The organism is Brevundimonas subvibrioides, assembly GCF_027271155.1.
GTDB lineage: Bacteria > Pseudomonadota > Alphaproteobacteria > Caulobacterales > Caulobacteraceae > Brevundimonas > Brevundimonas subvibrioides_D.
Window position 1 is genome coordinate 2,247,986 of record NZ_CP114542.1, and the last position, 17,214, is coordinate 2,265,199.

A 17,214-nucleotide genomic window follows, 5' to 3' on the forward strand; every position below is an offset into this window, starting at 1 on the left:
GACATCGCTCACCGGAGATCGTCCCATGGTTCACGCCTTCGCCCCTCAAGCCGTCGTCAACTCCACCCGCTATCTGATCGTACCGTGCGAGGCCGACGGCTGCGCGGATCTGGCCGTCATCTGGGACCGGCTGGAGGAACAGGTGATCGACGTCATCGACGCCCGCGCCTCGGCCCGCTATTCGGACGAGGACGCCCTGTGGGACGAGGCGCGTGGCTGGCAGGACACCGAACTGCGCATGGCCGCCTGATTTCAGGCCGGATAGCGGGCCTGAAGCGTCTCGATGCTTCCCCGCGCCATCTCGACCAGAACGTCCGGGTCTATGTCGGACAGCCGGTTCACATAGACGCAGCCCTTGCCGGTCTTGTGCTTGCCCAGCCGGTTCAGGAACCCGGCGCGGGCGTCCTCGGTGGCGGCCATGTAGAAGACGAGATTGGCCTTGCGCGGCGCAAACCCGACCAGAGGCGCGTCGCCCTCGTGGCCGCTGTCATAACGATAGTGATAGCGGCCGAAGCCGATGATCGACGATCCCCACATGGTCGGGGCCAGACCGGTCGCCCGGGTCAGCAGGGCCACGACCGCCGCCGCGTCCTCGCGCCGCCGGGGGTCCTCGACCGCCGTGATGAAATCCTCGACCGACACGGCCGTCGGTCTGGTCTTTGCCTCAGCCACACCTCGCCTCCTCGTCAGAGCTCCACCTTCGGCCGCGCCGTCCAGCGGTCGATCAGGCGCTGGGCGGGGGTCTCGACCAGGCGGTGCGCGACCAGGGCCAGCAACAGGATCAGGCCGAACAGGGCCACGGCGAACAGATCATTGATCCAGACGGCGCCGAAGTCGATACGCCGCCCGCCGGGCACCCAATCGATCCTGCGCGCGACGATCATCAGCACCGTCAGCACGAACATATGGACCATGTAGATGGCGAACGACCAGCGGCCCAGGGTGACCAGGGCGGGGTGGTCCAGCCCTCTGGACAGGGCCCCCTCCTCGCCCGCGAAGACCCAGACGAGGACGAGGAAAATCAGCGTCACGGCGACGGTGATCGGCCCGGTGGCCCACCCGATGAAGAGGCAGATGGCAACGACGGCCGCCAGCTCCAGCGCCGTCGCCGCATGCCCGGTCAGACGCGGAATGCGGGTCCAGACGCCCTGCAGCAGACAGCCGAGGAAGAAGCCATAGACCGCACGCGGCACGGCGAAGTCATAGGTGGTGTTCATCCAGCGCCGGGCCCAGGCCAGGACCATGACGGCGCCGATCAGGGCCAGGATCGCCCCGATCCACCGGAACCTCCGGGGCGCGACCAGCACGAGCCCCGCGAAGATCAGATAGCAGGCGACTTCGGCGCTCAGCGTCCAGGCCGGGCCGTTCCAGGTCAGGAACGGCAGGGTGTGCCAGGCCTGAACCAGCAGCAGGTTGGCGAAGATCGCCTCCACCGACCGGTCGCGCACGAACGGCGGCGCGCCGTCGATATGGAACCACAGCCGGGCCAGCTCCAGCCCGATGAAGGCGGCCAGCATCAGCACGTGCAGCGGCCAGACCCGACCCAGCCGGCGCACCATGAACCGTCCGGCGTCGCGGGGCGTCTTCAGCCGACCGGAATAGGCGTGGGCGATGACGAAGCCGGACAGGACGAAGAAATAGTCGACGAACAGATAGCCGTGCTGGACCAGACCCCAGTCGCGCCAGTGGCTGGCGACCGGCATGTGGAATGTCACCACAAGCACGGCGCAGATGCCGCGCAGGGAATCGAGAGCCTCGAAACGGCGGGGAATGGCAGCGGCGGCGTTCACGCGGTCGTGATAGCGCCACCGTTCCGTAAACGGTAGCGCCCAAACCGCGCCCAGACAGCGAGCGACCGCGTCGCGAGCGGTAGCGCCTGTATTGGGCTCAGGCAGCGAGGCTCCGCGAGCCGAGCGGTAGCGTCCCTGAAAAGGGGATGGAGGCCTGGCCTCCGAGTTGAACGGAGGGTCTACGGGCTTGCACACCCGTTGCGTCGCCCCTCCGCCACCAGGCCGTGTCCGAGAGCCCGAACATTATGACCGGCAGGGTTTGAAAGTGTCCTTGCGAACACGGTTGACGACGCGTTCACCCTCTTGCCGCAACGGTTGGCCATAGTGGCGCGCTATTTGTATGGACCAGTGGCAGGCCGAACCGGCCGTGGAGACTCAAGATTTCATGCGTTTCGACTATCGCCTTGCCCTGATCGCCTGCGTCTCGGCCTGCGCGCCCATGCTGCCGGAGGCTCCACCCGTCGCGCCGCCCGCGCCGGTCCCCGCGAGCCAGCCGCCACGCGAAGCCGGGTCGGCCACGACGCCACCGCCCGCCCCGGCCCAGACCAGCGGCGTGGATCAGCCGGGATTCGAGGGCTGGAAGCAGGGCTTTCTGAACAGGAAGGGCGGCGCTCGGCGCGCCCAGTACGAACAGCAGCTGGCCAATCTGACGCCCGACCCCGAGGTCATCCGTCTGGACGGCAACCAGCCGGAGTTCAGCCGCCCGGCCGGAGCCTATATCTCGAACGCCGCCTCGGCCGCGCGGATCGCCGAGGCACGCCGTCGCATCGATGCCGTGCCGTGGGGCGTGACCCGGCAATATGGCGTTCCGGCCGAGATCCTGGTCGCCATCTGGGGCAATGAATCCAGCTTCGGCCAGGTCCAGGGCAACAGCGACGTGATCCGCTCGCTCGCCACCCTGGCCTTCGAGGGACGCCGCCGGGACTGGGCCGAAGGTCAGCTGAAGGACGCGCTGGACATCGTCATCGACGGCCGGCGCGAGCGCGCGGGCCTGCTGGGCAGCTGGGCCGGGGCCATGGGCCAGACCCAGTTCATGCCCGACAACTATCTGCGGCTGGGCGTCGACCAGAACGGCGACGGTCGGGTCGACATCTGGGGCACGGACGCCGATGCCCTGGCCTCAGCCGCCAACCTGCTGGCCCAGGCCGGCTGGAAACGCGGTCAGGCCTGGGGCTATGAGGTCGTGCTGCCCGCGGGCTTCGACTATTCGCTGGCCGAGGCGGACGGCCGTCCCTGGAGCGACTGGGCCCGGCGCGGCGTGACCCTGGCCCACGGCGGCGCGCCGACCGCCGAAGAGGCTGCCGAGCGGGGCACGATCCTGCTGCCGCAGGGCGCGCGCGGCGCGGCCTTCCTGGCCCTTCCCAACCATTACGTCATCCGGCGCTACAACAACTCGGCCAGCTATGCCCTGGCGATCGGACTGACCGCCGACGGCGTCGCGGGCAAGCCGGGCCTGGTCGGCACATGGCCGAACGACGGGCCAATCTCGCGCGAGCAGCGTTTCGGAGCCCAGACGGCCCTGGCACGCATGGGCTACGACCCCGGTGCCATCGACGGCGTCATCGGCTCGGGCACGCGACGGGCGCTCCGGCAATGGCAGATCGCCAACGGGCGGATCGCCGACGGCTACCTGACGGCCGCGATCGCCGACGAGCTGATGCGCGGGATGTGATGCCCTTCTCCCTCCCCCGCGGGGGAGGGTGGTCGGAGCGAAGCGGAGACCGGGTGGGGGCGGCAAGGCAGGCCTCAAGGACCTGCCTTGCCGCCCCCACCCCGTCGCTTCGCGACGACCCTCCCCATAAAGGGGAGGGAGACGGCCGCCCTACTCCTTCAACCGCCAGGTCGCCCCGGTCGGGCCGTCCATCACCACGACATTCAGCGCCGTCAGCCGGTCGCGGATGCGATCCGCCTCGGCCCAGTTCTTTTCAGCCCGCGCGGTGACGCGCTGGGCCAGCAATGCCTCGACCTCAGCCTTCAGGGCATCGTCGGCCCCACCCTCGAACCACTGGTCCGGCGTGGACAGCAGCACGCCCAGGATGCGGCCCGAAGCCAGCAGCTCGGCCTTGGCAATGCCGACCGCATGGTGATCGCCCGCCGTCATCGCGCGTTCGATCTCGCTGGACAGGGCGAACAGGGTGGCCATGGCTCCGGGCGTGTTCAGGTCGTCGGAGATGGCCGTCAGGAACTCCGGCGACGGCATGTCGCCGAGCGGCGCGACATCAGCAGCCCGCCGCAGCGCGCCGTACAGGCGGTCCAGGTTCTTTCGCGACTGGTCCAGCAGCGACTGGTTCCAGTCCAGCGGCTGGCGGTAGTGCGCGCTCAGCAGGGCCCAGCGCACCACCTCGCCCGGCATGGTCTGCACCAGGTCGTGCAGCAGCAGGACGTTGCCGACCGACTTGGACATCTTTTCCGCATCGACGGTCAGGAAACCGTTGTGCATCCAGTAGCGGCTGTATTCCGCATGGGCGTGATCGCCGTGGGCATGGCCGTGGGCGCAGACCCCTTGCGCAATCTCGTTCTCATGGTGGGGAAACACCAGGTCGATGCCGCCACCGTGGATGTCGATCGGCAGGCCCAGGACCTGTTCGATCATGGCCGAGCATTCGATGTGCCAGCCGGGCCGCCCCTCGCCCCACGGTGATGGCCACGACGGCTCGTCCGCTTTCGAGGGCTTCCACAGGACGAAGTCGTGCGGGTTCTTCTTGTAGGGGGCGACCTCGACCCGGGCACCCGCGATCATGTCGTCTAGGTTCCGGCCCGACAGCGCGCCATAGGCCGGATAGCTGGACACGTCGAACAGCACATGCCCCTCGGCCACATAGGCGCAGCCCTGGTCGACGATCTGGCCGATCTGCCGGACGATGGCGTCCATATGGTCGGTGACGTGGGGGGCGATGTCGGGCGGCGTGACGTTCAGCGCCATCATGTCGGCCAGATAGGCGGCCTCGTAGCGGGCCGTGACCTCGCCGATCGGCACCCCTTCCCTGAAGGCACGGGCGTTGATCTTGTCGTCCACGTCGGTGACGTTGCGGGCATAGACGACGCTGTCGGCTCCGTATTCGCGCCGCAGCAGCCGCACCAGCACATCGAACACCACCGGCGGCCGCGCATTTCCGATGTGGGCAAAGTCATAGACCGTCGGCCCGCAGACATAGAGGGTCACGCGCCCGGGATCGCGCGGCACGAAGGCCCGTTTCTGGCGTTGCAGGGTGTCGTGAAGGAAAAGCGTCATTTTGAAGCGTTGCAGTTCGTTTTCTTGCGGGACGGAGCCAGTGTCCCATATAGCCGTGTCTGCCCGGCGGATAGCCGCGGCCAAGAACAGGGAGAGCGACGCGCGTCAATCCGGGACCTTCGTCCCGGCGCTACTGGTCGCTGAAATCATCTTATGGACGCACACGCCTCCAGGCCGACCCTCGTCGGCAACGATCATCTGACCCGTCCGACGCGCGAGGAGGCCCTGGCGGCCGTCCGCACCCTGATCGCATGGTCCGGCGACAATCCCGATCGCGAGGGCCTGCTGGACACGCCCAAGCGCGTCGTGGACGCTTACGGCGAATGGTTCGAGGGCTATACCGCCGACCCGGCCAAGGAACTGAGCCGCACGTTCGAGGATGTGCAGGGCTATGACGACATGGTGCTGCTGCGCGACATCGAGGTCGAAAGCCATTGCGAGCACCACATGGCCCCTTTCCTCGGCAAGGCCTATGTCGCCTATCTGCCGACCGAGAAGGTCGTGGGCATCTCCAAGATCGCGCGTGTGGTGGAGATCTTCTCCAAGCGCCTGCAGACCCAGGAAACCCTGACGCAGGAGATCGCGGGCGCGCTGGAGGATCACCTGTCGCCGGCCGGGGTCGCCGTGCTGATCGATGCCGAGCACCAGTGCATGACGACGCGCGGCGTGCACCACCGCCACGTCTCGACCATCACGACGCGGTTCACCGGCCGGTTCAAGTCGGATCCGGCCCTGATCGAGCGCTTCCTGAAGCTGTCAAAGGGCTGATCTTCGCCTGATCGGCGAAAACGAAGCCGACGGAACCGACGGACGCCCGAGACCGCTTTACAAGCCGGGCGCCAGACGCCAGAAACCGTTCGAACCGTATAGCGTCGCTCGTGGCCCGTGCCCTGAGCCTGCATGGAGAAGACTTCCTATGGCTGCCAAGCTCTCAGGCTCGCAGGGTGGCAAGACCATCGAGCAGAACGCGGACATCAACGTCACGCCGTTCGTCGATATCATGCTGGTGCTGCTGATCATCTTCATGGTGGCTGCACCGTTGGCCACCGTGTCGATCCGCCTCGACCTGCCGCCGGCGACTCCGCCGGACCCCAGCGTCGAGCAAAAGGAACCGGTCTATATTTCCATCCAGGAAAGCGGCTCGATCTTCATCGCCGACAAGCAGACGGTCCTCGAGACCCTGGTCCCTGACGTGTGCGCGGCCCTGGGTGGCGGCAATCCGGGCTGCAAGGAAGAGCGGATCTTCGTGCGCGCCGAGCCGGAAGTGAAATACAACCAGTTCATGGAAGTCATGAACGCGCTGCAGGAACAGGGCTTCTACAAGGTCGGCCTGCTGAACGAAGACATCGAATAGGCGGCGTCATCATCTACCCGAACAGGGCCGCGTCTCGAAAGGGACGCGGCCTTTTTCTTGCGCTCAGCCCAGAGCGGCGCGGACGCCCCGGGATTCGATCAGGGCCAGGATGTCGCTGACACCGGCGATGAAGCGTTCGTCAGCAGCCAGCGCTGCGGGAACGATGCCGGACAGCGCTGCTATGGCCTCGACCCGTCCGCGAGGCGATGACGCACGCGCCAGCGCAACCGCCAGATCACCCGCCAGGGGATCGTCGACGGCAAAGGTCTCGCCCGTTTCGGTCACGCCGCCCTGCCAGCGGATCCATCCCGCTACGCCCGACGAAAGCGCTTCGACCCCCAGCCCTGCGGCCAGCCGGTCCGCGATCGTGGCCAGCAGGCGCTGAGGCAGCTTCTGTGACCCGTCCATGGCGATCTGGCGGGTACGGTGCTGCAATGCGGGATTGCCGAAACGCGCCATCAGGTCCCGGCGATAGTCGGCGATGTTCAGCCCGGTCGGCGGGTTCAGGGTCGTCTGCGCCTCGTCCCACAGCCGTTCGACGAAGGCGGCGAACACAGGATCGGCCACGACCTGATGCACGAACGCATGCCCGGCCAGCCCGCCCAGATAGGCGATCGACGAATGGGCCCCGTTCAGAAGCCGTAGCTTGGCATCTTCCCAGGGGGCGACAGCGCCCGTCAGCTGCACGCCCAGCCTGGCGAAGTCCGGGCGCGGACCACAGAACCGGTCTTCGATCACCCATTGGGTGAACGGCTCGGTCTTGACCATGCCCTGGTCCTCGACCCCGGTGGACGCGGCCAGGTCCGCGACGTCGTCCGACGTCGTCGCCGGCACGATCCGGTCCACCATCGTGGAAGGAAAGGCCGCCTCGGTCGCGATCCAGGCCGCCAGACCGGCATCGATCCGCCCGGCCAGATCGAGGACGGCCGCCCGCACACGCGCGCCATTGTGCGGAAGGTTGTCGCAGGAGACGACCGTGAAGGGCGCAATTCCCCGTCGCCTGCGCTCGGCCAGGGCCGCGACCAGAAAGCCGGGCGCGGTCCTCGGTGTACCGATGTCCGCGATATCGGCGGCCACGTCGGGGTCCGTATCGATCAGCGCCCCGGTCGCCGGGTCCAGCCGGTAGCCCTTCTCGGTCACGGTCAGGGTGACGATGTGGACCTCGGGCGAAGCCATGGCCTGAACCACCGCGGCGGGGTCTTCCGGCGCGACGAGGACACCCTGGACCGCGCCGATGACGCGCGCCGTCTGCCCATCGCCGTCATGCACCAGCACGCAGTACAGGCCGTCCTGCGGCTGCAACTGGTCGCGCACGCCTGCCGACCGCAGCGAGACGCCCAGCACGCCCCAGCGCAGATCCCCGGACCTCAGCGCGTCGTCGAACACCACCGACTGGTGCGCCCGGTGAAAGGCCCCGATCCCCAGATGGACCACGCCGACTCTGACCCCGGCCCGGTCGTACCCCGGGCGTTCGATCGCGCCCGGCAGACCGGCGAGCGTCGCTTCGGACAGCCGCGTCACAGCCTGTAGGCCGCCTTGACCAGGCCGTAGGTCAGGGCGTGGGCGACCTCGTGCGCCTCGTCCTCCTCCAGCCGGTGCTCGACCACCAGCTGGGCCAGATGACCGCAGTCCATGCGCCGGGCCACGTCATGGCGCGCCGGGATCGACAGGAAGGCGCGGGTGTCGTCGTTGAAGCCGACGGTGTTGTAGAAGCCGGCCGTCTCGGTGGCCTGTTCGCGGAACCGCCTCATGCCCTCGGGGCTGTCGTGGAACCACCAGGGCGGGCCCAGCCGCAGGGCCGGATAGTGACCGGCCAGAGGGGCCAGTTCGCGGCTGTAGGCCGTCTCGTCCAGGGTGAAGACGATGATGGTCAGGCCGGGCTCGGAGCCGAACCGGTCCAGCAGCGGTTTCAGCGCGCGGACATAGTCGGTCTGCGTCGGGATGTCGGCCCCCTTGTCGCGGCCGAAGCGGGCGAAGACGGCGGCGTTGTGATTCCGGAAGCTGCCGGGGTGGATCTGCATGACCAGCCCGTCGTCCAGGCTCATCGCCGCCATTTCGGTCAGCATGTGGCCGCGGAACAGCTCGGCCTCGCAGGGCGTCACCGGACCGGCCACGACCTGGGCGAACAGGGCGCGGATGTCGGCATCGGCCAGGTCGGCGGTAAAGGCCGTCGGGTGGCCGTGGTCGGTCGAGGTCGCGCCGTGGGCGGCGAAAAAGGCGCGGCGGTTGCGCAGCGCAGCGAGGTAGCCGTCCCACGTCCGGGTGTCCTCGCCGGTGATCCGGCCCAGTTCGTCCAGATTGGCGTGAAACCCTTCGAAGTCCGGATCCAGCACCGGGTCCGGTCGGAAGGCGGTGACCACCCTGCCCTTCCAGCCGGAGGCCTGGATCGCGGCATGATGGCTCAGCGGATCCAGCGGGCTCTCGGTCGTGGCGATCAGTTCGATATTGTAGCGCTCGAACAGGGCGCGGGGCCGGAAGGCGTCGGTCTTCAGCGCCGCGTCGATGACATCGAAATAGTGATCCGCCGTCTCGGCCGACAGGCGGACGTCGAGCCCGAAGGCCTGGGTGTAGACCCAGTCATGCCACATCCGCGACGGCGTGCCCCGGAACAGGTGATACCGCTCGGCGAATCGCCGCCAGATGGCGCGGGGGTCGGTCTCCACCGGGCCGCCGTCCGCGCGCGGCACGCCCAGATCCTCCAGCGGCACGCCCTGGCTGAACAGCATGCGAAAGACATAGTGGTCGGGCGTGATCAGCAGCTCCGCCGGATCAGCCCAGGGCGCATTGGTGGCGAACCAGGCGGGGTCGGTATGGCCGTGGGGGCTGACGATCGGAAGATCGGCGATTGCGGCATGCAGGCGACGCGCGACGGCGCGTGTGTCAGCATCGGCCGGAAACAGCCGATCGGGATGCAGGTGCAGAGGCTGGGGCATGGGCGAACGATCCGGTTCGGGGCGACGACGATACCGTCCCGTCGGCCAGAGGATTAGCTCGACACCGGTGTCATGGTCCAGTTGTGAAAGTCGACCAGTTCAGCCGCATGGGGATCGTCCCGTTCGAGGGCGCGCGTGCGATCCGGTCTTGCGGAACCGGCCGCAGCCCGGCGCTGCAAACGATTGTTGCAATCGATTGCATTTTGACTTAGCCATATCTTTGCGGACCCGATCGAGAGGTCCGGGCACATGGGGAAGACACGATGAAACGCACGGGAACCGTCTGCGCCGCCGCCTTGCTGGCCGCGCTGAGCACCAGCGCCTTCGCACAGAGCACGACGTCGCAGCAGACCGATCAGGAAGCGACGAACCTTGACGAGATCGTCGTCACGGCCGTCGCCGGTTCCAGCACCACGCTGCGCTCCAGCGTCTCGGTCACGACACTGAACGCCGAGGCGGTCGAGGACCTGGCCCCGCGCTCGACGGCCGAAATCTTCCGCAGCATCCCGGGCATCCGCTCGGAATCCTCGGGCGGTGAAGGCAATGCCAACATCGCCGTGCGCGGCCTGCCGATCTCGACGGGCGGTGCCAAATTCCTCCAGATCCAGGAAGACGGCCTGCCGATCCTGGAGTTCGGCGACATCGCCTTCGGCAATGCCGACATCTTCACCCGCTATGATGCCACCGTCGCCCGCGTCCAGGCGGTCCGGGGCGGCTCGGCCTCGACCTTCGCCTCCAACTCGCCGGGCGGCGTCATCAACCTGATCACGGAGACGGGCAGCCAGGAGGGCGGCTCGCTGGCCCTGACGCGCGGCATCGACTTCGACACCACCCGCGGCGACTTCCAGTACGGCGGACACATCACCGACGACCTGTACGGCTCGATCGGCGGCTTCTATCGCTCCGGCGAGGGCGCGCGCGACGCCGGCTATACGGGCGAGAGCGGCGGCCAGATCCGCGCCTCGCTGACGAAGGAGTTCACCAACGGCTATCTGCGGGTCAGCGCCAAATATCTGAACGACCGTGCGATCGGCTATCTCCCCTCCCCGATTCAGGTGACGGGCACCAACAGCGACCCGAACTGGGGTCCCCTGTCCGGCTATGATGCGTCGTCCCAGACGCTGCATTCGGCCCTGTTCCAGGTCAGCCCCGGCCTGAACGGCAACAACGGTCCGCGCGTCTCCGACATCAAGGACGGCATGCACCCCGAAGTCCTGTCGGCGGGCGTTGAAGCCAGCTTCGACGTCGGCTCGGGCTGGACCCTGACGGACCGCTTCCGCATCGCTTCTGCCTCGGGCCGGTTCGTCTCGCCCTTCACCGCAGGAACGGGCTCGGTTTCGAGCATCGCCGCCGGCATTGGCGGGGCGGGATCGACCGCGCGCTATGCCAACGGGGCCAATGCCGGACAGCTGGTTCCGGCCAATGCCAACGGCAACGGCCTGCTGGCGCAGATCGTCCTGTTCGATACCGAGATCAACGATTTCGGCAACATGGCCAATGACCTGAAGCTGGAACGCGAGTTCCAGGCGGGCGGCGGCACCCTGAAGACGACCTTCGGCTACTATCGCTCCAGCCAGAGCATCGACATGGACTGGCTGTGGAACTCGTTCCTGCTGGAAGTGAAGGGCGACAATGCCGCCCTCGTCGATGTGTTCAACTCGGCAGGGGTCAAGCAGACCCAGAACGGTCTCGTCGGCTATGGCGCGACGTTCTTCGGCAACTGCTGCCGACGGTCGTACGACACCGACTACACGATCGACGCCCCCTATGCGGCCCTGAGCTGGGAACGCGGCGACCTGATCGTCGACGGCTCGATCCGGTTCGACAACGGCAAGGCGACCGGCAGCTTCGCCGACGGCATCGTGACGACCCGCGACATCTCGGGCGACGGCGTCATCCAGCGGCCCGAAACCCTGGTCACCCAGATCGATTATGCCAACACCAAGCCGGTCGACTATGACTGGAACTACGTGTCCTATTCGATCGGGGCCAACTACCAGCTGAACGCTGACACCGCCGTGTTCGGCCGGGCCAGCCGCGGGGGCCGGGCCAATGCCGACCGCCTGCTGTTCGGACCCGCGATCCTTGCCTCGGGCGACATCCGCAGCAGCGACGCCGCCGTGGACATGGTCGATCAGTACGAGGCCGGTGTCCGTTACCGCAACGGCGCGGTCCAGCTGTTCGCCACCGCCTTCCTGGCCAAGACGGAAGAGACCAACTTCGAAGCCACCAGCCAGACCTTCACCGACGCCGAATATGAGGCCAAGGGCATCGAGGTCGAGGCCTTCTATCGTTCTAGCGGGTTCGATTTCTCGGGCGGGGTGACCTACACCAAGGCCGAGATCACGGCCGACCGCCTGAACCCCGCCAATGTGGGCAACACGCCGCGCCGTCAGGCCGACTGGGTGTTCCAGGGCACGGGCAGCTACACCTGGGGGGCCTTCCGCGTCGGGGCCAATGTCGTCGGCACCACCGATTCCTACGCCCAGTTCGACAACCAGCTGGTCCTGCCGGGCTATGTCATCGTCAATCCGTTCGCCAGCTATGACCTGACGGACGACCTGGCCCTGACGCTGAACGTCAACAACGTGTTCGACGAGTTCGCGGTCACCGAGAGCGAGGAAGGCTCGATCGTGCCGAACACGACCAACATCCTGCGCGCCCGCACCCTGAACGGACGGACCGCCAGCGTCAGCCTGCGTTACCGCTTCTAGACCTCCTGAACGCAGCCTCACGACTGCGGTCAAACTGTCGCGCGATCCGGCCCCGTCCGGATCGCGCGTTTTTCTTTGTCGATGCGGTTTGACCCCGGCCGCGCGACACCGCAAAGCGGAACGATGAACGACAAGACGGCCAAGATCGGAAGTCTGGCGGATCTGGCCAGGGTCGCAGGCCTGTCGACGTCGACGGTGTCGCGCGCCCTGGCCGGCAGTCCGCTGATCCGTCAGGAGACCCGCGACCGGATCGCCGCCCTGGCCCGCGAACACGGCTATCGGCCCAATGTGGTCGGACGCAATCTGCGGACCGGCCGGACCCAGGCCATCGCGGTCATCCTGCCGCTGGGCCACGAGATCGGGCAGCCGGTATCGGACCCCTTCTTCATCACCCTGCTGGGACATCTCGCCGATGCCCTGACGCGGCACGGCTATGACCTGCTGCTGTCGCGGGTGATTCCGTCAGACGACGACTGGCTGGCCCGGATGACCGATTCGGGGCGCGTCGACGGCGTCCTTGTCATCGGCCAGTCCGACCAGATCGAGACCATCGATGTGATCGCCGCGCGCTACCCGCCGCTGGTCGTCTGGGGCGCGTCCTTCCCGGGGCGGGTCCAGTGCACGGTCGGGACGGACAACCGCGCGGGCGGAGAGATGGCGACGCGGCACCTGCTGGACGCCGGGCGGCGGCGGCTGGCCTTTTTCGGCAATCCCGACTTCCCCGAGCTGGGCGAACGCTATGCGGGTTTCCTGGCGGCGCACCGCGCCATGGGCATCTCGCCGCCCGCCCATGTCCTGCCCGTCCATCTGACGCCCCAGACCGCCTATGAGACGATCGGCGAGTTCCTGGACGCCGGGGCGACGATCGATGGCGTGGTCGCCGCGACCGACATCATCGCCATGAGCGCGATCCGTGCCCTGACGGAACGCGGCGTGTCCGTGCCCGACGATGTGGCCGTGGTCGGCTATGACGACCTGGAGATCGCCATCCACGCCTCGCCCGCCCTGACGACGGTGCGCCAGGACCTGCACGCGGGGGCCGAGGCCATGGTCGACCTCCTGATGCGTCGGCTGGGCGGCGAGGCGGCGGCCTCGGTCGTGCTGCAGCCGGAGCTGATCGTGCGGGATTCGGCCCCGGCCGCCTGATCCCTACCCGGCGGAGGCGGCCTCATAGTCACGGTCGTCGTTGGCGGCCAGGCGCGCCGCGGACGGATCGAACAGCCGGTTCAGCAGCAGGGCCACGAACAGGACCAGGGCAAAGCCGGTCGCCAGCACGAACCCGTACTGCGCCCCGCCGAAGGTGTCGCTGACGGCCCCCATGGCCAGGGGCGACAGCACCGCGCTGACGCAGGTGAAGAACAGGATCACCCCGGCCACCGCCCCATGCTGCACCTTCGGAAAGCAGCTGATCCCCTTGGAATTCAGCGTCGGATAGATCACTGACATGAACAGGCCCGACAGGGGCAGCAGCCAGACCGCCGCCCCTCGCCCGCCCGCCAGGGCACCGGCGAAACAGATCAGGATGGCCAGGCTGGACGCGACCAGCACCGTGGTCCAGGCGAACCGACCCAGCAGCCAGGCGCCCAGGAACCGCCCGGCCGCCCGCAGCACGAAAAAGATCGACAGGGCATAGGTCGCGATCAGGATCGCCGGGCCGCTATAGTCCGCCAGCAGCGTCGGCATCCAGACATAGATGGCCGTCTCCACCCCGACATACAGCATCGTCCCCAGGCTGAAGGCCAGGGCATAGGGATTGCCCATCATGGCCAGGGTGGCCTTCAGGTCAGCGGGCTTCTGCTGGCCGACGACAGGCCTCGGATAGCGGACCGCCGTGGCCATCGCGATCAGCACAACGGCCAGACCGCCCGCGATGACATACAGCCATTTCCACGACGCGCCGGAGGCCAGCAGGGCGGCCACCACCGCCGGGCCGACGATGGCCCCGACGCCGAAGAAACCCTCGACCGTATTCATCGTCGCCGTGTGGGACCGGGTGGAGGTCGAGATGTCACCGATCAGGGCCAGGGCCGCGGTCTTGAACACCCCGATGGCCGCGCCGGACAGGAACAGCAGCATCACGAAAAAGCCGAAGCTCTGGCCCACCGCGAACAGGAAGGCCGTCACCGCGAACAGGGCGAGCCCCAGGATGATCGCGCGCTTGCGCCCCAGACTGTCGGCCAGAAACCCCAGCATCAGACCCGCCAGGGCGATGCCGCTCATGGTCGCATAGTGAAACGACCCGGCCGCCGTCATGCCCAGGTCGAACTCCTGGATCACGCGCGGGATGATCACGCCGACCGAGTCGGTCGTCATCGCGAACATCATGAACATCATATAGGTCAGGGCCTTGATGACCCCGATGTTGCCGGGTCTATCCGTCGGGCTGATGGCCGTCATGGGGGTCTTCCTCCGGGGTGCCTCGGCTCGCCGGAACATCCGGGGCCTCGGTCGTTTGGGATGGGTGATGAAGCGCCTGGGCCAGGGCGATGGCCCCGAGGACACCGGACCGGTCGCCCAGCGCGGGCGGGACCAGAAAGGCGTCGATGGCCTCGGCCGAGACCAGATGAGGCAGGTATCCGCCCAGTTCGCCACCCAGCCTCGACCGCATGGCGGCCAGGACGGTCGGGTGGCTGCCGACGCCGCCGCCGATGACGATCCGCCGGGGGGCCGCGACGAAGCACAGCGTCGCCATGGCCTGCGTCAGATAGTCGGCCACCCGGTCCCAGAGGGGGTCGTCGGCCGCCAGTGTCTCGCCCGGCCGACCCCTGCGGGCCGCCAGCGCCGGACCGCTGACCAGACCCTCCAGACAGTCGCCGTGGAATGGGCACAGGCCCGGGAACGGATCGCGCGAGGGATCGCGGCGCACCTTGATGTGACCGGCTTCGGGATGGAGCGCGCCGTGCAGGGGGGCGCCATTGACGATCAGGCCCACCCCGACCCCCGTCCCGACCGTGACATAGGCGTGGTCGCTCAGGCCCCGCGCGGCACCCCACCGCCCCTCGCCCATCGCCGCGCCCGCCACATCGGTCTCGAACGCCACCGGGACACCGAAGGCCTCTCGCAGCAGCGGACCGATCGAGGCACCACTCCACCCCGGCTTCGGCGTCGGCAGGATCGTGCCCCAGTCCGGGGCGGCGCGGTCCAGACGCGCAGGACCGAAGGTCGCCACGCCGATGGCTTGCAGATCGCCGCGTGCCGCGACGCCCGCGACCAGGCGCTCGACCTCGCCGAGGGTTTCCTCCGGCGTCGTGGTCGGAATGCGCACGGGATCGGTCAGGTCGTGGGGTCCGGTGCCAAAGGCGACCATGACCTTGGTCCCGCCCAGTTCGATGCCCGCGAACACGCTCACGGCGTCACCAGCCAGCGGACGGCATAGGGGGCCAGCCGGGTCCCATCGTCATCATCCGCCATCCCCAGAACATCCCGGGCCTCCGCATAGCCCTGAGGCACTGTCACCGGCACGCTCCGGTCGCTCATATTGGCCAGCAGCAGGAACCGCCGGGTCCCCGCCTCCCGCGCGAAGGAAAGCACCGCCGGTTCACCCGCCGGGACCGGGATGGCCCGGCCGGCGATGCCGAGATCGTTCAGCCAACGCGCGGCGTCGCCGAGGTGTCGCATCGCCCCAAACAGCCCCTGGCCGACCGACCCCTGCGCGCGGCCCAGCTGCGCCCGATTCCAGTCCATCGTCGGCCGGTGCAGCCAGCGGCCATCGACGGCGCGAAGGGGATCGTCGGCATAGGCTTCGTCATTCATCAGGCCGATCTCGTCACCCATGTAGATCAGGGGCCAGCCGTCCAGCCCGTGGATGATCGCATACAGCAGGATCAGCCGCTTCGCCGCCAGCCCGTCCGGCGTCGGGTCGTCCTCCAGCCCGACCAGCGAGGCCGCCATGCCGTTGGTCGACGGGACGCCGCCGGCCGCCGTCTGGAAGGCGCGTCCGTTGGCGAAACTGCCCCCCTGTCCGTCATAGAATCGCGACCAGCGTGCCAGGTCCTCGGGCGGCGCATAGGCGGCCAGGGCATTCCAGATCAGGTCGTCGTGACACCGGACGTAGTTCAGCCAGTTGGCCCCGTCCGGCCTGGCCGCGGCCGCGGCGATCAGCTTTGTCGCGATCGCCGCCTCGCCATCGGCCAGAGCCCCCCAGAGCGCCGTCATCACGCCGTTGCTGTAGGCCAGGTCGCAGCCGGGGGCTTCGCCGCCGAAGAACGGCAGGACGTCCTCCAGCCCCTCGATGGCCTCGGCGATCAGCACGACGGACGGCGCGACGATGGACAGGGCCGCCCGCCAGGCCTCGACGATCCAGTAGACCTCGGGCTGGTTGCGGCAGCTGGTGCCCGGCCGTTTCCAGAGGAAGGGTGCGCTGTCGAGACGAAAGCCCTGAACCCCCTTGCCGGTCAGATACAGCAGGACGTCCAGCATCTCGGCGAAGACCGCCGGGTTGGCGTAGTTCAGGTCCCACTGAAACGGATAGAAGGTCGTCCAGACATGGCCGCCCATCTCCGCATCCGGCGTGAAACTGCCCGGAGCCGTGTCGGGAAAGACGTCGATCAGATCCGTCTCCCACCGCGCGACGTCGTCCGGATCCTCGACCGTGATGTAGTAGTCGCGGTATCGGGGATCGCCCGCCCGCGCCGCCTGGGCCCAGGCGTGCTCGCGGGCCGTGTGGTTGCAGACCACGTCCAGGATCACCCCGATCCCCCGCCCGCGCATCGCCGTCGTCAGGGCCTCCAGCCCGTCCATGTCGCCAAGGCGCGGATCGATCTGGCGATAGTCCTGGACCGCAAAGCCGCCATCGCTGTCGCCCGGCCTCGGACGAAGCAGCGGCAGCGGATGCAGCCACCTCACCCCCAGGGCTTCCAGATAGTCCGCGCGCGCCGCGAGCCCGGCCAGGTCCGTGGCGAACCGGTCGACGTAGAAGGTGTAGACCGACTGTCCCGACGCCGACCGGGCCCGGGGCTGCGCCTGGATCTCCGCATCGAGCGCCAGAAGGTCGGCGCTTCGGCCCGCGCGATGGCGCGACAGGCTGGCCTCGATTCGAGCCAGGATGACCTCGCAATCCGGATGGTCGCCGTACAGGCGTCGAAAGCGGGCGCGCAGGATCCGTGCGTTCGTGTCCGCAGCGCGCGGCGTCGCGGATCGATCGGCAAGGGTCTCGGCCGTCAGGGTCATGCAAGTGTCGTTCAACATCAGG

The 17,214-nt window shown here is 68.1% G+C and carries 14 protein-coding genes; 6 read left to right on the top strand and 8 right to left on the bottom strand.

The genetic code is table 11. The annotated features are described in order from the left end of the window. Window positions 1-25: 25 nt before the first annotated feature. Entirely contained in the window at window positions 26-250 is a 225-nt protein-coding gene (locus tag O3139_RS11300) for a hypothetical protein (RefSeq protein WP_269514170.1), read from the top strand. Window positions 251-252: 2 nt separating this feature from the next. Here O3139_RS11300 and O3139_RS11305 read toward each other — a convergent pair whose 3' ends face one another. Further along, window positions 253-672 (bottom strand): DUF1801 domain-containing protein, encoded by a 420-nt coding sequence (locus O3139_RS11305; RefSeq protein ID WP_269514171.1) that lies wholly within the window; start codon window positions 670-672, stop codon window positions 253-255. 14 nt (window positions 673-686) lie between these two features. After that, window positions 687-1,790, bottom strand: a complete 1,104-nt coding sequence (locus O3139_RS11310; protein ID WP_269514172.1) for an acyltransferase family protein — start codon at window positions 1,788-1,790, stop codon at window positions 687-689. A 385-nt stretch (window positions 1,791-2,175) separates the two neighbouring features. Between O3139_RS11310 and O3139_RS11315 the strand changes: the two genes are divergently transcribed. Next, window positions 2,176-3,462: a lytic murein transglycosylase gene (locus O3139_RS11315; protein WP_269514173.1), complete on the top strand. Its 1,287-nt coding sequence runs from the start codon at window positions 2,176-2,178 to the stop codon at window positions 3,460-3,462. A 150-nt stretch (window positions 3,463-3,612) separates the two neighbouring features. Here the strand turns inward: O3139_RS11315 and cysS are convergent, their stop codons facing one another. Next, window positions 3,613-5,022, bottom strand: a complete 1,410-nt coding sequence (cysS, locus tag O3139_RS11320) for a cysteine--tRNA ligase (protein WP_269514174.1) — start codon at window positions 5,020-5,022, stop codon at window positions 3,613-3,615. Between the two features lie 153 nt (window positions 5,023-5,175). On the opposite strand from cysS, the gene folE reads away from it, so the two are divergent. Both folE and O3139_RS11330 read left to right on the top strand, forming a co-directional pair. Beyond that, window positions 5,176-5,790 carry a GTP cyclohydrolase I FolE gene (gene folE, locus O3139_RS11325; protein WP_269514175.1) on the top strand — a complete coding sequence of 205 codons (615 nt, stop codon included), beginning with the start codon at window positions 5,176-5,178 and terminating at the stop codon, window positions 5,788-5,790. A gap of 148 nt (window positions 5,791-5,938) precedes the next feature. Beyond that, the gene (locus O3139_RS11330; RefSeq protein ID WP_269514176.1) at window positions 5,939-6,376 is read left to right on the top strand and encodes a biopolymer transporter ExbD; all 438 of its coding nucleotides are present in this window, start codon (window positions 5,939-5,941) and stop codon (window positions 6,374-6,376) included. 63 nt (window positions 6,377-6,439) lie between these two features. Here the strand turns inward: O3139_RS11330 and O3139_RS11335 are convergent, their stop codons facing one another. Continuing rightward, entirely contained in the window at window positions 6,440-7,897 is a 1,458-nt protein-coding gene (locus tag O3139_RS11335) for a mannitol dehydrogenase family protein (protein ID WP_269514177.1), read from the bottom strand. Continuing rightward, window positions 7,894-9,309, bottom strand: a complete 1,416-nt coding sequence (gene uxaC, locus O3139_RS11340) for a glucuronate isomerase (protein ID WP_269514178.1) — start codon at window positions 9,307-9,309, stop codon at window positions 7,894-7,896. The genes O3139_RS11335 and uxaC overlap by 4 nt, the downstream gene beginning before the upstream one ends. Before the next feature lie 263 nt (window positions 9,310-9,572). On the opposite strand from uxaC, the gene O3139_RS11345 reads away from it, so the two are divergent. Together O3139_RS11345 and O3139_RS11350 are read left to right on the top strand one after the other, a co-directional pair. Beyond that, entirely contained in the window at window positions 9,573-12,023 is a 2,451-nt protein-coding gene (locus tag O3139_RS11345; RefSeq protein ID WP_269514179.1) for a TonB-dependent siderophore receptor, read from the top strand. A gap of 123 nt (window positions 12,024-12,146) precedes the next feature. Beyond that, window positions 12,147-13,169 carry a LacI family DNA-binding transcriptional regulator gene (locus O3139_RS11350; protein ID WP_269514180.1) on the top strand — a complete coding sequence of 341 codons (1,023 nt, stop codon included), beginning with the start codon at window positions 12,147-12,149 and terminating at the stop codon, window positions 13,167-13,169. A gap of 3 nt (window positions 13,170-13,172) precedes the next feature. Here O3139_RS11350 and O3139_RS11355 read toward each other — a convergent pair whose 3' ends face one another. Genes O3139_RS11355 through O3139_RS11365 form a run of 3 tightly spaced genes read right to left on the bottom strand, consistent with a single transcriptional unit; the run spans window position 13,173 to window position 17,192 of the window. After that, window positions 13,173-14,420 carry an MFS transporter gene (locus O3139_RS11355; RefSeq protein ID WP_269514181.1) on the bottom strand — a complete coding sequence of 416 codons (1,248 nt, stop codon included), beginning with the start codon at window positions 14,418-14,420 and terminating at the stop codon, window positions 13,173-13,175. Next, complete coding sequence (locus O3139_RS11360; protein WP_269514182.1) at window positions 14,395-15,372, bottom strand: ROK family protein; 978 nt, start codon at window positions 15,370-15,372, stop codon at window positions 14,395-14,397. Before O3139_RS11360 ends, O3139_RS11355 begins: the two co-directional genes overlap by 26 nt. Then, complete coding sequence (locus tag O3139_RS11365; RefSeq protein ID WP_269514183.1) at window positions 15,369-17,192, bottom strand: alpha-amylase family glycosyl hydrolase; 1,824 nt, start codon at window positions 17,190-17,192, stop codon at window positions 15,369-15,371. The genes O3139_RS11360 and O3139_RS11365 overlap by 4 nt, the downstream gene beginning before the upstream one ends. Window positions 17,193-17,214 lie beyond the last annotated feature (22 nt).